Origin of the sequence: Actinoplanes awajinensis subsp. mycoplanecinus, from assembly GCF_001509495.1 — a bacterium.
Taxonomy (GTDB): domain Bacteria; phylum Actinomycetota; class Actinomycetes; order Mycobacteriales; family Micromonosporaceae; genus Actinoplanes; species Actinoplanes palleronii.
In genome coordinates this window covers 1-13,990 of sequence record NZ_LLZH01000047.1, presented here as the reverse complement: position 1 = coordinate 13,990, position 13,990 = coordinate 1, and the positions used below count along the sequence as shown (strand labels likewise).

Sequence of the window (13,990 nt, the reverse complement as noted above, 5' to 3'; positions counted from 1 at the left end):
CAGGTAGAGGATCGCCCAGGTGGGCAGGCCCAGGGCGACGATCCAGGGCAGCAGGGCGCCGAGGACGGTGAGCAGCACCCCGAGCGATGAGACCAGCGCCTTCCAGCCGTCGGCCAGGCCGCTGAGGAAGCCGGTCGTGTCGTCGTCGGTGCCGGCCGGGACCGGGGCTTCCGGGCCGAGCAGCACCACGGTGACCGTGCTGAGCGCGGTCAGGTCGGCCAGCCGGCGCTTCTTGCCCTGCAGCGAGGCCAGGTCGGACTCCCGGGTGGCGACCTCCTTCTCCAGCATCACCAGGTCGCTCAGCGATTTGGCCGAGGCGAGCAGTTTGCGGCCGCTGTCCACCCGGGCCTGCTGGACGGTGATCCGGGCGTCCAGGTCGACCACCTGCTCGGTGACGTCCTCGGTGTTGATCGCCCGGTTCTTCTCGTCGCCGAGCTTGGCGATCTGCTCGAGCGCCGCGCCGAACTTGTCGGCCGGGATCCGCAGCTTCAGGGTCGCGGTGTCGGTGCCGCCGTTGCCGCTCTGCCGTTCGTCGCCGCCGATGAACCCGCCGGTGCCGCCGGTGATCCCGGTGATCTGGGCGGCGGCCACGTCGACGTCCTTCACCTGGACGGTGAGCGTGCCGGTGTAGATGATCGAGCGCTGGTCCACCCGCAGGTCGGGCGCCCCGGCCGGGGTGTCCTGGCCCGGTTCGGCGCCACCGGCGGCCGCGGTACCGGGCTCCGCGGCCTTGCGGGCGTCGCCACCGGCGTCGCCCTCGTTCATGGCCGGTGCCCCGGCCGGTGACGACTGGTCTGCGGCGCCGTCCGCGCCGCAGCCGGCCAGCAGGGCGCCGCTGAGAAGCACGGCGCCCAGTAGGATATGTCCCCGTTTACGCATTGCTACTCCGATCGTCGGTACGACTGAGCGCTGGGACGTACGGCGGGCACTGCCCGGTTCCGGCAGACTGCGTTATGACCGGTCACGATTCAGCAGCGGAGGAGTCCCGTGCGCGTCACGAAGTTCACTCATGCCTGTCTACGGATCGAGGGTGCGGGGGTCCTTGTCGTCGATCCGGGGGAATTCTCCGAGAAGTCGGCATTGGACGGTGCGGATGCCGTGGTCATCACGCATGAGCACTTCGACCACCTGGACGTCGCGGCGGTCACCGCGGCGGTCGCCCGCCGGCCCGCGCTGCGGATCTTCGCGCACGCGGAGGTGCTGGCGAAGCTCGGCGCGGTCGCCGAGGCGACCACCGCCGTCGCGCCCGGCGACACGTTCGAGGCCGCCGGGTTCCACCTTCAGGCGTACGGGGGACAGCACGCGGTCATCCACCCGGACATCCCGCGGATCGTGAATCTCGGCTACCTGATCGCCGACGGGTCCACGAACGTGTACCACCCCGGCGACTCGTTCGCCGTTCCCGAGGACGCCACGGTCGACACCCTCTGCGTGCCGCTGAACGCGCCGTGGATGCGGCTGGCCGAGTCGATCGAGTTCGCCCGGGCGGTCAAGCCGGGCCGGGCCATCGCGATCCACGACGGACTGCTGAACGAGCGCGGCGCGGCCGTCTCGGACCGGCACCTGGAGAACTTCTCCGGTACGCGGTACCAGCACCTGGCGCCCGGCGCCACGCTCGACTGACGTGCCGCGGCCGTGACCGACGCGAACGTGACCGACGACGTGCTCCGCCGGCTCTACGAGGAGCCGCCGGAGGGGTTCGTGGCGACCCGGGCCGCCGCGATCGAGCAGGCCCGGGCGGCCGGCGACCGGGACACCGCGAAGCGGCTCGCCGCCTGCAAGAAGCCGACCGTGGCGGCCTGGGTGGTCAACCTGCTGGCCCGCCGGCGACCGGATCTGATCGGTGACCTCGTCACCCTGTCCGAGGCGCTCCGGTCCGCGCAGCGCGACCTGCACGGCGACCAGCTGCGCGAGCTCTCGCTGCAGCGTCGCCAGTTCGTGTCGGCGCTGGTCGCGGACGCCCGCAAGCTGGCCGTGGCGGCCGGTGCCGGTGCCGGGAAGCTGCCGCTGGGCGAGGTGGAGGCGACGCTGACCGCGGCGCTCGCCGACCCCGAGGTGGCCGCGCAGGTGCGGACCGGGCGGTTGATCCGGGCTGCCGCGTACGCCGGGTTCGGCGAGGTGCCCCGCCCGCGGCTGCGTTTGATCACCGGCGGCGACGAGGACCCGGAGTCCGACGGCCCGGAGGGTGACGCGGACGAGGGGGAGGAGCTCGGGGCGAGTCCGGAGGCGGGGCACGTGACCACTCCGGGGCTCGGGACGGTGCCGGGGATGGGGCACGAGGCGGCCCAGGAGGCACGGGAGCGGGCGGCCCGGGAGCGCCGCCGCCGGGAGGTCGAGCGCAAGCGCCGGGAGCTTGAGCGCGAGCTGAGCGCCGCGGAGGCCGCCGAGCGCCGGGCGGATCAGCAGCTGGAGCGCGCCGAGACGGCCGAGCGGGACGCCGAGGGGCTCGTCGACGACCTGGAGGCGGAGCTGGCCGAGCTGGAGCGGCGGCGGGCCGAGGCGGTGGCCGAGGTGGGGCGTCGCAAACTGGCGCGCCGGGGCGCCGAACGGGAGACGGCCGCGGCCCGGCGCCGGGTCGGCGATGTGCAGGCCGCCCTGGAGGATCTGGGCTGACGGGTTCCCGGCCGTGCCCACCCGCGGACATCGCCCCGGAGGGCTCCCGGCGGGAGCGCCGATCTGTACCCGGCTGGACGCACGACATCCTGAATTTGATCTTGATTTTTCCGGCGGTTCCGGAACCGGGCACTTATCGGGAGCGTTTTCCATAACCGGTCAGGGGGAGCAGAATCGGGCAGGTGACTCCCGAACAGGCTGCCGCCACTGCCAAGACGGGCCTCGCCACCATCGTCGGAGCCTTCGCCGAATCACCGCAGACCCTGCGCCGTGCGCGGCTGCTGGGACTGTCCGGCTGGGCCTACCACGTCTCGGCCCGGGCCGGTGCCCTCGGCGACGTGCGCCCGGAGACGGTGGCGGCCGCGCTCGCCTTCATCGCGCCCGAGGCGGTGACCGAGGGGTGGGAGGCGACCGCGAAGAGCTCCCAGCCGTCCGAGGTGGCCACCTGGCACCTGCGGGAGCTGTGCACCTGGGGTGAGGAGCAGGTCGGCGGGTTCCCCCGGCTGAGCCGGCTGCTCGAGCTGGGCGGGCGGGTGGTGGACGCGGTCGACCCGGCCGGGCTGCCGCTGTTCGCCGCCTGGCGGTCCATGCCGATGCCCAGCCAGGCACCGGGCGCCCAGGCCGCGATGCTGCTGCAGCTGCTGCACGAGCACCGGCAGGGGGTGTACGTGATCGCGGTGCGCGCCGGCGGGCTGACCCCGCTGGAGGCGATCATCGCGGGGCCGGAGGGTGAGACCGGCGCGGTGGCGTTCGGCTGGCAGCCACCGTACCCACCCGCGGGTCCGCTGGTGCGCCGGCTGATGTGGGCCGAGGCGGTGGCGAACTCGATGGCCGGCCAGGCGTACGCGATCCTGGACCGCCCGGAGCGCGTCGAGTTCGGCGGCCTGCTGGAGTCGCTGAGCCACCGCTTCGCCCGCTGACGCTGTGCGGCGGCGCGCCGCCGCACAGCGGGATGTCAGTTGTCCGGGTTCGCCGTCCGGGTCGGGCGGCTGCGCAGGCTGTGCACGTAGTCGTCGGGCGCGCCGGCCTTCTCGGCCGCGTTGGCGATCTCCGAGAGGTACCACGTGGTCGGCATGCCGCCCTCGTAGCCGGCGTAGACGTAGACCCAGGCGGGCACCTCACCGTCGAGCGTCGATACACGCACGGTGAGTTTTTGGTACGTCCCGGCGGGCACCCCCTCGACCTCGTCGAGTTGTGCCGCATCCCACGGATGCACGTCGTACACGGAGACGAAGACGCGGTCACCGGGTGATTCGGCGATCGTCGTCACGGCACCCTCCCAGCCCATTTCCCCTTCTCCGGCAAAGGTCAGGCGCCAGCCTTCGATCCACCCCACGCCCACCATGGGCGAGTGCGGACAGTAGGCGAGCATGCGGGCTGGGTCCAGGTTCGAGCCATACGCGGCGTAATGACGCACGGCGACGACGATAGTCGCCTGGAGGGTCGGTGAGAATATGAGGAGTGCGTGTCGGCACAACCGCTTTTGTCGCGGCTGAACACAGTCGCTCTTTGGAGGTCGGGAAATCGTGAGTCGGATCGTGATCATCGGTGGCGGACCGGGCGGGTATGAGGCGGCTCTGGTCGCCGCTCAGCTCGACGCCGATGTGACCCTGGTCGAGGCGGACGGACCCGGCGGCGCCTGTGTGCTGACCGACTGTGTGCCGTCGAAGACCTTCATCGCCAGCTCCGAGGTGATGACCGGTTACCGGCACAACGAGCGCTTCGGGATCCGGTCGGCGGGCCTGGACGGGGTGACCGTCGACGCGGCCGCGGTCAACGACCGGGTCAAGCGGCTGGCCCTGGCGCAGTCCGCGGACATCCAGACCAAGCTGGTCAAGGCCGGTGTCGACGTGGTGCACGGCCGGGCCCGGATGGGCGAGGACCGGCTCGGCCACACCCACCAGGTGCTGATCACGCCGGAGGGCGGTGAGCAGTACGCGGTCGAGGCGGACACCGTCCTGCTGGCCACCGGCGCCACCCCGCGGGTGCTGTCCACCGCCCACCCGGACGGCGAGCGGATCCTGGACTGGCGCCAGGTGTACGACCTGACCGAGCTCCCCGAGCACCTCGTGGTGATCGGCTCCGGGGTCACCGGCGCCGAGTTCGCCAGCGCGTACCTCGCGATGGGCGTGAAGGTGACGCTCGTCTCCAGCCGCGAACGGGTGATGCCGCACGAGGACGCCGACGCCGCGATGGCGATCGAGCGGGTGTTCCGCGAGCGGGGGATGACCATCCTCAGCCAGTCCCGCGGCGACTCGGTGGTGAACACCGGCGACGGCGTCCGGGTGACCCTCTCCGACGGCCGGGTGATCGAGGCCTCGCACGCGCTGATCGCGGTCGGCGCCATCCCGAACACCGCCGACCTGGGCCTGGCCGAGTACGGCGTGGCGGTCGGCAACGGCGGCTACGTAACCGTCGACCGGGTGTCGCGCACCAACGTGCCGGGCATCTACGCGGCCGGCGACTGCACCGGCGTGCTGCCGCTGGCCAGCGTCGCCGCGATGCAGGGCCGGATCGCGATCTGGCACGCCATGGGTGAGGCGGTCGCCCCGCTGCGGCTGCGCACCGTCTCGGCGAACGTGTTCACCGACCCGGAGCTGGCCACCGTCGGCGTCTCACAGAACGAGGTGGACTCCGGGCGCTTCCCGGCCCGCCAGGTGATGCTGCCGCTGACCGGCAACGCCCGGGCCAAGATGGCCGGCCTGCAGGACGGGTTCGTCAAGCTGTTCTGCCGCCCGGCGACCGGTCAGATCGTCGGCGGGGTGGTGGTGGCGCCGAAGGCGAGCGAGCTGATCCTGCCGATCACCATGGCGATCGAGAACAACCTGACCGTCGACCAGCTGGCACACACCATCACGATCTATCCGTCGCTGTCGGGTTCGATCGCTGAGGCGGCGCGTCAGCTGATGCAGCACGAGGTGCAGTAACCGGGTCGGCCGCGGCCGTGGCGTCCGGTGCGGCCGTGGCCGGCTCCTCGGCGGCCGGCTTGCCGCCGAACAGGGCCAGGATCCAGCCGGCGGTGCCGAAGACGACAGCGGCGCCGGCCGCGATGGCGAACAGCCGCCAGGCGGACTGGGTGATCGCGGTGCCGCCCAGGTGCCCGACCAGTCCGCCGTAGCAGGCCCAGGCGATCGCGGCCGCGCCGTCGTACCCGACGAAGTGCTTGACCGGGTACCCGGTGCGGCCGGCGTGGTAGCCGGAGGCCATCCGGCCGCCGGGGACGAACCGGCAGAGCAGCATCACGAGCGGGCCGGGCCGGCGCAGGCCGCGGGTGAAGCGTTCGGCGGCTTGCCGAGTCTTCGAATTCCCGCCTTCTTCGTTCCGTGGGGCGAATCGGTCACGCAGTGCGCTCAGGCGCCCGCCGGTCGAGCGGCCCAGCACGAACGCGGCGGCGTCGCCGGTGAACATGCCGAGCGCGCCCACCGCGATGACCAGGGTCAGGTGCAGGTGGCCGTATACGGTCAGCGCGCCTGACGTGATCATGATGGCCTGGATCGGCACCACCGGGATCAGCGCGTCCACCGCGAGGAAGCCGAACAGCACCAGGTAGACCCACGTCGGCGAGGCCAGCATGGTGAGCAGTTCGGTCATCGCAGGGCCACCTCGCGGGTTCAGGGCTGACCGCATTCTGCGCGACCGAGCCTGAGAGGGCGCTGTGTTCAGCATGCGCCCTGAACGTCCGGACGAACCGTGACGCCCGCCACGCTACGGGCGCGGGTCCCCGTCGTGCCGCTGTTTTTCCGAAGGCCGACACAGGCTCGGGGCGTACCGTTGGGACGCTCGCGGGCGCCGGATCCCCCTCGTTCCGACGCCGCGGACCCGGGCCGCCGGTAGGTCCCGTATCGGCGGCCCGGCCCCCGCGGTGATCACGCGGTTTCCACAAAGTGCCGGAAACACCTCGGCAACGAACCGGCCCTAGATTCCAGCCATGGCGGATCTTTTCGAGGAGTACCGCCTCGGCCCCGGCTGGGACGAGATGTTCGCCGAGCTCGGCGTGCCCAGAGCGAGCTACGAGGCGCTGCACGCGACCCTGCAACCCCTGTCCAGCGCGGAACTCGGCGTGCGCGCCGAGGTGCTGGCCCGGGCGTTCCTGGACCAGGGCATCACGTTCGCGCTGAAAGGGGTCGAACGGCCGTTCCCGCTGGACATCGTGCCGCGGATCATCGCGGCCGCCGAGTGGCGCGGTGTCGAGGTGGGCGTGGCCCAGCGGATCCGGGCCCTGGAGGCGTTCCTGGCCGACGTGTACGGCGCCGGCCAGGTGCTCGCCGACGGCGTGGTGCCCCGGCGGATCATCGCGACCAGCGCGCACTACCTGCGCGCGGCAGCCGGGATCACCCCGCCGAACGGGGTGCGGGTGCACGTCGCCGGGGTCGACCTGATCCGCGACGAGCAGGGCACCTTCCGGGTGCTGGAGGACAACGTCCGGATCCCGTCCGGGGTCAGCTACGTGATGGAGAACCGCCGGGCGATGGCACAGGTGCTGCCCGAGGTGTTCGCGGCGACCCGGATCCTGCCGGTCGAGTCGTACCCGGCGATGCTGCTGACGGCGCTGCGCGCGGCGGCGCCGGCCGGGATCAGCGACCCGGCCGTGGTGGTGCTCAGCCCCGGCGTCTACAACTCGGCGTACTTCGAGCACGCGATGATCGCCCGGGAGATGGGCGTCGAGCTGGTCGAGGGCCGTGACCTGGTCTGCGTGGGCAACGCGGTGGCGATGCGCACCACGGCCGGCGAGCAGCGGGTCGACGTGATCTACCGGCGGATCGACGACGACTTCCTCGACCCGGTGCACTTCCGCGCCGACTCGGTGATCGGGGTGGCCGGGCTGCTGAACGCGGCCCGGGCCGGCCGGGTCACCATCGCCAACGCGGTCGGCAACGGGGTGGCCGACGACAAGCTCCTCTACACGTACGTGCCGGAGCTGATCCGGTACTACCTGAACGAGGAACCGCTGCTGCCGAACGTGGACACCTACCGGCTGGACGAGCCGGGCGTGCTGGAACACGTCCTGGACCGGCTGGACGAGCTGGTGCTCAAGCCGGTCGACGGGGCCGGCGGCGCGGGCATCGTGATCGGGTCGCAGGCGATGCGGCACGAACTCGACGCCGTACGGGAAAAGATCGTTGCCAACCCCCGCGGGTGGATCGCCCAGCGCGAGGTGAAGCTGTCGATGGTGCCCACCCTGATCGGTGACCGGCTCCGCGGCCGGCACGTCGACCTGCGGCCGTTCGCGGTCAACGACGGCGAGAAGATCTGGGTGCTGCCCGGCGGGCTGACCCGGGTCGCGCTGCCGGAGGGCGAGCTGGTGGTCAATTCCAGTCAGGGCGGCGGTTCCAAGGACACCTGGGTGCTGGCCTCGCCGACCTCGCCGGTCGGCGAGCCGGTGCCGATCCCGGCGGTCGGCCCGGTCCCGTCGGCGCCGGCCGGCCCGCCCGACCCCGGACCGGGCCAGGCCCCGGCCGAGGAACAGCAACAGCAGCAGCAATGAGGGACGGTGTGCCGTGTTGAGCCGCATCGCTGAATCGCTCTACTGGATCGGCCGCTACGTGGAACGGGCCGAGGACACCGCCCGGATCCTCGACGTGCACCTGCAGCGGATCCTGGCCGACCCGTGGACCAGTGAGGACGCCGCCTGCCGCTCGCTGCTCGGCGTGATGGGCAAGCCGGTCGAGGACGGCCCGTTCACGTCCGGTCAGGTCATCGAGGTGCTCGGCCTGGACCAGCGCAGCCCGAGCTCGGTGGTCGGCGCGCTGGCCGCCGCCCGGGAGAACGCCCGCGGCTGCCGGGAGATCATCTCGTCGGACGTCTGGGAGTGCCTGAACGCGACGTACCACGGCCTGGCCCGGGCACCCCGGCAGGTCGAGTCGCAGGGTGTGCACGCGTTCTTCCGCTGGGTGCGCGACCGCAGCGCGGTGATGGCCGGGCTCACCGACGCCACCATGAGCCGCGACGAGGGCTGGCTGTTCCTGGTGCTGGGCCGCAACATCGAGCGGGTCGACATGACCGCGCGGCTGCTGCGCACCCACGAACGAGCCGGCGGCAGCATCCCCAGCTGGCTGACCCTGTTGCGGTCCAGCGGGGCCTGGGAGACCTTCTTGCGTACGTATCGGGGCGCGCTCGACGACCGCCACGCCGCGGAGTTCCTGCTGCTCGACCGGCTCTTCCCGCGCTCGGTCTTCGCCGCCCTGACCGTGGCCGAGAGCTGCCTGACCGACCTGGAGCCGGATCCGGGCCGGGCCGGGGTGGCCACCGACGCGCAGCGGATCGTCGGCCGGGCCCGCACCGGGCTGGAGTTCCGCGGCCCGGACGAGCTGATCAACGACCTGGGCCCGGTCCTGGCCGGCCTGGAGAAGACGTGTTCGCAGGTGAACGACGCGGTGTCGCGCCGCTACTTCCGCCAGACGTCGGCGGTCAACTGGAGTTCGGGAGCCCTGGCATGACCGACTGCACCGAGCGGCACCCACCCGCACCGAACAGCGATACCTCTGGCGAGGGCCAGAAGGGCATGCCGAAGGCAGGCACAGCGTGACTTCTTTGGTGGACAGTTGGCGGCTGAAGGTGCAGCACAAGAGCGGTTTTGAGTACGCCGGTACGGTCACGTCGTCGTACAACGAGGCCCGGATGTGGCCCCGCAACGACGCCCGCCAGGCGGTGCTGGACGCGAAGATCGAGGTCTGGCCGCCGGCCCGCACCTACCAGTACGAGGACTACTGGGGCACCGTCGTCACCGCCTTCGACGTGCACGCCGGGCACGACAAGCTCACCGTGACCGCGTCCTCGACGGTGGAGACCCTGCCACCCGGCGACCTGCTCAGCGGCGGCCTCGACTGGGGCTTCGACACCGACCGCTGGTACGAGTTCCTGCTGCCCACCCGCCGCACCCGCCTGAACGACGAGCTCACCGCGATCGTGGCCGAGCTGCGCGCCCGGCACGACAACCCGCAGGACGCGGCCATGGCGGTCTGCGAGTTCGTCCGCTCCGAGGTCGCGTACGTGCCCGGCGCCACCGGGGTGCAGAGCGACGCCCTGCACGCCTGGGAACAGCGCAAGGGCGTCTGCCAGGACCTCAGCCACCTGGCCGCCGGGATGCTCCGGGCGCTCGGTCTGCCGGCCCGGTACGTCTCCGGATACCTGCACCCGAAACCGTCCGCGGAGATCGGCGAGAGCGTGGTCGGGCAGAGCCATGCCTGGGTGGAGTGGTGGGCCGGGCGCTGGACGTCGTACGACCCGACGAACGGGGTGCCGATCGGGCACCGGCACGTGCTGGTCGGCCGCGGCCGGGAGTACGGCGACGTGCCGCCGCTCAAGGGCATCTACGCCGGCCCGAAGAGCACCGGCCAGGGCGTGGAGGTGACGATCACCCGGCTCCGGTGACATATCTTGTCGTTGCCTAGTTATTGTTCTCGGATGAGTAGGCCGAGTTATCACCACGGTGACCTGCGCCGGGCCCTGCTGACCGCGGCCGCCGAGGCGATCACCGAGTCCGGGGTGACCGCGCTCAGCATGCGCGACCTGGCCCGCCGGGCCGGGGTGTCGCACGCCGCGCCCAGCCACCACTTCACCGACAAGGCCGGGCTGCTCACCGCGCTCGCCACCGACGGCTTCGAACAGCTGACCAAGGCCCTGGCGACCTCCCGGCTGGCCAGCAACAGCCTGCTCGAGCTGGGCGTGACGTACCTGCGGTTCGCGCTGGCCCACCGGGCCCAGTTCGAGGTGATGTTCCGGACCGACCTCTACCACGCCGAGGACCCGGAGCTGCTCGCCGCGCGACGCCAGGCCGCCGACGCGCTCTACGCCGGGATGACCGACCTGCCGGACGCCCCGCTGGCCGGCCCGATCGCGGCCAGCCCGGCGCGCCCGGCCCGGGAGGGCACGTCGGAGCTGGTGCCGGACGAGGTGCGGGAGGTGGGGCTGGCCGCGTGGTCGATGGTGCACGGGTTCGCGACGCTGTGGCTGAGCGGGGCGTTCCCGGAGAGCGCGCACGAGGACCCGGTGGAGGCGGCTCGGCGGATCTTGTCGCGAGTGCGGCAGATGGGGTTGTAGCGGCGGGTCCGGTGGGTTGTAACCGCGGGTCGGGCGCCGGATCGCGACTCGCGGGTCGGGTGCCGGGTCGCGGCTTGCCGGTCCGGCGCCGGATCGCGGCTTGCCGGCGGGTGGGGCTCGATCGCTGCGGGTTGCCGGGGGTGGGGGATTGCGGGCGGTTTCCGCCCTCCGCGGGCGGTGTGCGCACGCGCTGCCTGATTGCGGCCTGCCCGTTGAGGGGCGAGCCCGGGCGCGTGCTGCGGCCGCCCGCGAGCCCGCCCGACCGTTGGTTCCTGCCGTCATGCCCGCGCTGGACTAGTGCTCCCATCGCCCCGCTCGCGGTCGGAGAAGCGCACGGGGCGTGTGCCGGGTCAGGGCACGCTGTCGCGCCATGGGCGGGCGCGGGGCTTCGGCTGGGGTAGAGCAGCTCACTCGGTGCGGTCCCGGCTGGTGCTCAGGGGTGTCTCGGAGCCCTTGAGGCACCCCTGAGCACCAGCTCAGACCGGTCGGCTGGCGCTCGCGGGTGTCTCGGAGCGCTAGAGGCACCCCTCAGCACCAGCCCACTCTCAAGATCGCCCGCAAGCCCACCGACAACAGCCCGCCACTCCCTTGGGGGCGCCCCCGCAGACAGTCTGCCCGCAACAGCCCCCACCCGCCGGACCCCCTGTGGACACCCCGCGACTGTGGAAACCCCCACCCCACCTACTCGATCGTGCAGACCACGGCCCCCGCGGTCACCGTCGCGCCGACCTCCAGCACCAGCCCGGACACCGTTCCCGCCTTGTGTGCCGGCAGCGGCTGCTCCATCTTCATCGCCTCGACCACCACGATCACGTCGCCCTCGGCGACCTGGTCACCGTTCTGCGCGGCGACCTTCACGATGGTGCCCTGCATCGGTGCGGCCAGGCTGTCGCCGCTCGCCGTCGCCGCACCCGCGCCGCCTCGGGCCCGGCTCGACGAGGGGCGTTTCGGGGCGGGTGCTCCGGTCGTACCGGAAAGCAGGCTCTTGGGCAGGCGGACCTCGACGCGCCGGCCGCCGACCTCGACCACGACGGTCTCGCGTTCGGTGACCTCGTCTCCGGCCGGGGCCGGGATGCCGAACGGCGGCACCTCGTTCACCCATTCGGTCTCGATCCACCGGGTGTGCACGGTGAACGGCTCGCTGGTGAACGCCGCGTCCCGGACCACCGCGCGGTGGAACGGCAGCACGGTGGCGATGCCCTCGATGACCGTCTCGTCGAGCACCCGCCGGGACCGTTCCAGGGCCTGTTCCCGGGTCGCGCCGGTCACGATGATCTTGGCGAGCATCGAGTCGAAGTTGCCACCGATCACACTGCCCGCCTCGACGCCGGCGTCGACCCGCACACCCGGCCCGGACGGCCAGGTCAGCGCGGTCACCTGGCCGGGCGCCGGCAGGAACCCGCGGCCCGCGTCCTCGCCGTTGATCCGGAACTCGATCGCGTGCCCGCGTGGCACCGGATCCTCGGTGATCGCCAGCCGCTCACCGGCCGCGATCCGGAACTGTTCCCGGACCAGGTCGATGCCGGTGGTCTCCTCGCTGACCGGGTGTTCCACCTGCAGCCGGGTGTTCACCTCCAGGAACGAGATCGTCCCGTCCTGCCCGACCAGGTACTCGACCGTGCCGGCGCCGTAGTACCCGGCTTCCTTGCAGATCGCCTTCGCGCTCTCGTGGATCTTCGCCCGCTGCTCGGCGCTGAGGAACGGCGCGGGTGCCTCCTCGACCAGCTTCTGGTGCCGGCGCTGCAGCGAGCAGTCGCGGGTGCCGACCACCACGACGGTGCCGTGCGTGTCCGCGATGACCTGCGCCTCGACGTGCCGCGGCCGGTCCAGGTAGCGCTCGACGAAACACTCGCCGCGCCCGAACGCCGCGACGGCCTCCCGGGTCGCGCTCTCGAACAGCGCCGGGATCTCCTCGATCGTCCGGGCCACCTTCAACCCCCGGCCGCCCCCGCCGAACGCCGCCTTGATCGCCACCGGCAGTCCGTGCTGCTCGGCGAACGCCACGATCTCGCTCGCGTCCGCCACCGGCTCCGACGTGCCGGGCACCAGCGGCGCGCCGGCTCGCTGCGCGATGTGGCGCGCGGTGACCTTGTCCCCCAGGTCGCGGATCGCCTGCGGGCTCGGCCCGATCCAGGTCAGACCATTTTCCTGTACGGCCTGAGCGAACTCGGCGTTCTCCGACAGGAAGCCGTACCCGGGGTGCACCGCGTCGGCCTGAGCCTTCGCCGCGACCGCGAGCAGCTTGTCGATCCGCAGGTACGTGTCGGCGGCGCTCTCGCCGTCAAGTGCGTAAGCCTCATCGGCGAGCCGGGCGTGTGGCGCGTCGCGATCACTGTCGGCGTAGACGGCGACGCTGGTGAGACCGGCGTCCTTGCAGGCCCGGATGACCCGGAGGGCGATCTCGCCGCGGTTGGCGATCAATATCTTTCGCACGGCTAGAGCCTAACGGGAGTTCAGCCCAGCGTCGCTACTCTCCGAGCCCCGCTCACGTTTGCGGTTCGGGCTGCACCACCGTCACCGGTCGCCGGCCAGGGCACCAATGTCAGCAGCACCACCCGGCCCAGCGTGGCGTCCGTGCCCAGCGTGGCGCTCGTGCCCATCGTGGCGCTCGTGCCCATCGTGGCGCTCGTGCCCAGCGTGGCGCTCGTGCCCAGCGTGGCGCTCGTGCCCAGCGTGGCCCTCGTGCCCAGCGTGGCGCTCGTGCCCAGCGTGGCCCTCGTGCCCAGCATGGCGTCCGTGCCCGGCGTGGCGTCCGTGCACGGCCTGGCGCTCGTGCACGGCGTGGCGCCGGCGCACGGGGTGGCGCCCGCGACGGTCCGCGTTCCCGGCCGCCCCGGCGCGCGTCCTGCCCACAGCTGGCCCTCACGGCCGTTATGGCTCCCGGATAAGGGCCGTCAGGCCCAGCCGAATGCCCCGGGCTGGTCCTCGCGGCCGTTATAGGTCCTGCTCAAGGGCCGTCAGGCCCAGCCGGAGGTCCCGTTATGCCGCTCAGCCTATTTTGATCTCGGGCCCTGCGGCTTCGGAGTGGTGTCCGATGTGTTCGAGTGCGGGTGGGTGGCGTTGTGGGCCGGGATGGTCGGTCGCTCGGTGTTGCCGTGACGGTCGGCGTGGGTGGTCGATGCCGGTGGGGCGGCAGGAGCCCGCGCTCGGCGCCGGCGGGGCGGCGGAAGTCCGCGCTCGGTGTTGAGGGGGCGGCGGGGGTCCGCGCTCGGTGCTGGCGGGGCGGTGGAAGTCCGCGCTCAGTGCTGAAGGGGCGGGTTGGGGCCGCGGGGGGGGGGGGTGGGGGGGGGGGGGGGCCCCGGGGGGGGTGTGGGTGCGCGCCCCCCCCCCCCCGACC

At 72.4% G+C, this 13,990-nt stretch carries 13 protein-coding genes; 9 read left to right on the top strand and 4 right to left on the bottom strand.

What is annotated here, in order from left to right:
- The coding region (locus ADL15_RS09205) for a DUF4349 domain-containing protein (protein WP_067687167.1) at positions 1 to 846 on the bottom strand (846 nt) is incomplete at its 3' end.
- 141 nt (positions 847 to 987) lie between these two features.
- On the opposite strand from ADL15_RS09205, the gene ADL15_RS09200 reads away from it, so the two are divergent.
- From ADL15_RS09200 to ADL15_RS09190, 3 genes are all read left to right on the top strand, one after another.
- Complete coding sequence (locus tag ADL15_RS09200) at positions 988 to 1,623, top strand: MBL fold metallo-hydrolase (RefSeq protein ID WP_067687165.1); 636 nt, start codon at positions 988 to 990, stop codon at positions 1,621 to 1,623.
- Between the two features lie 12 nt (positions 1,624 to 1,635).
- Complete coding sequence (locus ADL15_RS09195) at positions 1,636 to 2,613, top strand: hypothetical protein (RefSeq protein ID WP_067687163.1); 978 nt, start codon at positions 1,636 to 1,638, stop codon at positions 2,611 to 2,613.
- A gap of 182 nt (positions 2,614 to 2,795) precedes the next feature.
- Positions 2,796 to 3,533, top strand: a complete 738-nt coding sequence (locus tag ADL15_RS09190) for an SCO6745 family protein (RefSeq protein WP_067687160.1) — start codon at positions 2,796 to 2,798, stop codon at positions 3,531 to 3,533.
- A gap of 35 nt (positions 3,534 to 3,568) precedes the next feature.
- Here the strand turns inward: ADL15_RS09190 and ADL15_RS09185 are convergent, their stop codons facing one another.
- Positions 3,569 to 4,030 (bottom strand): gamma-glutamylcyclotransferase, encoded by a 462-nt coding sequence (locus ADL15_RS09185; RefSeq protein WP_067687157.1) that lies wholly within the window; start codon positions 4,028 to 4,030, stop codon positions 3,569 to 3,571.
- Positions 4,031 to 4,139: 109 nt separating this feature from the next.
- Here ADL15_RS09185 and ADL15_RS09180 point away from each other — a divergent pair, with 109 nt between their 5' ends.
- Positions 4,140 to 5,540 carry an NAD(P)H-quinone dehydrogenase gene (locus tag ADL15_RS09180; RefSeq protein ID WP_067687154.1) on the top strand — a complete coding sequence of 467 codons (1,401 nt, stop codon included), beginning with the start codon at positions 4,140 to 4,142 and terminating at the stop codon, positions 5,538 to 5,540.
- On the opposite strand, the gene ADL15_RS09175 is transcribed toward ADL15_RS09180, so the two are convergent.
- Positions 5,467 to 6,204: a DedA family protein gene (locus ADL15_RS09175; RefSeq protein WP_067687151.1), complete on the bottom strand. Its 738-nt coding sequence runs from the start codon at positions 6,202 to 6,204 to the stop codon at positions 5,467 to 5,469. The two genes, ADL15_RS09180 and ADL15_RS09175, sit on opposite strands and share 74 nt — an antisense overlap.
- A 337-nt stretch (positions 6,205 to 6,541) precedes the next feature.
- Between ADL15_RS09175 and ADL15_RS09170 the strand changes: the two genes are divergently transcribed.
- From ADL15_RS09170 to ADL15_RS09155, 4 genes are all read left to right on the top strand, one after another.
- Positions 6,542 to 8,098 carry a circularly permuted type 2 ATP-grasp protein gene (locus ADL15_RS09170; protein WP_067687146.1) on the top strand — a complete coding sequence of 519 codons (1,557 nt, stop codon included), beginning with the start codon at positions 6,542 to 6,544 and terminating at the stop codon, positions 8,096 to 8,098.
- A gap of 13 nt (positions 8,099 to 8,111) precedes the next feature.
- Positions 8,112 to 9,050: an alpha-E domain-containing protein gene (locus tag ADL15_RS09165; RefSeq protein ID WP_067687144.1), complete on the top strand. Its 939-nt coding sequence runs from the start codon at positions 8,112 to 8,114 to the stop codon at positions 9,048 to 9,050.
- Positions 9,051 to 9,135: 85 nt separating this feature from the next.
- A complete protein-coding gene (locus ADL15_RS09160) occupies positions 9,136 to 9,984 on the top strand; it encodes a transglutaminase family protein (protein ID WP_232343977.1) in 849 nt (282 codons plus the stop codon).
- Positions 9,985 to 10,017: 33 nt separating this feature from the next.
- Positions 10,018 to 10,653: a TetR/AcrR family transcriptional regulator gene (locus ADL15_RS09155; RefSeq protein WP_067687138.1), complete on the top strand. Its 636-nt coding sequence runs from the start codon at positions 10,018 to 10,020 to the stop codon at positions 10,651 to 10,653.
- A gap of 681 nt (positions 10,654 to 11,334) precedes the next feature.
- Here the strand turns inward: ADL15_RS09155 and ADL15_RS09150 are convergent.
- Positions 11,335 to 13,086: an acetyl/propionyl/methylcrotonyl-CoA carboxylase subunit alpha gene (locus ADL15_RS09150; RefSeq protein WP_067687135.1), complete on the bottom strand. Its 1,752-nt coding sequence runs from the start codon at positions 13,084 to 13,086 to the stop codon at positions 11,335 to 11,337.
- Between the two features lie 141 nt (positions 13,087 to 13,227).
- Here ADL15_RS09150 and ADL15_RS09145 point away from each other — a divergent pair, with 141 nt between their 5' ends.
- A complete protein-coding gene (locus tag ADL15_RS09145) occupies positions 13,228 to 13,593 on the top strand; it encodes a hypothetical protein (protein WP_157441258.1) in 366 nt (121 codons plus the stop codon).
- Positions 13,594 to 13,990: the final 397 nt, after the last annotated feature.

What these genes read in the sequence shown, in the direction of transcription:
- ADL15_RS09170 (WP_067687146.1), top strand. Translation starts at nt 6,542, where the DNA reads ATGGCGGATCTTTTCGAGGAGTACCGCCTCGGCCCCGGCTGGGACGAG.
- ADL15_RS09175 (WP_067687151.1), bottom strand. Translation starts at nt 6,204, where the DNA reads ATGACCGAACTGCTCACCATGCTGGCCTCGCCGACGTGGGTCTACCTG.
- ADL15_RS09155 (WP_067687138.1), top strand. Translation starts at nt 10,018, where the DNA reads ATGAGTAGGCCGAGTTATCACCACGGTGACCTGCGCCGGGCCCTGCTG.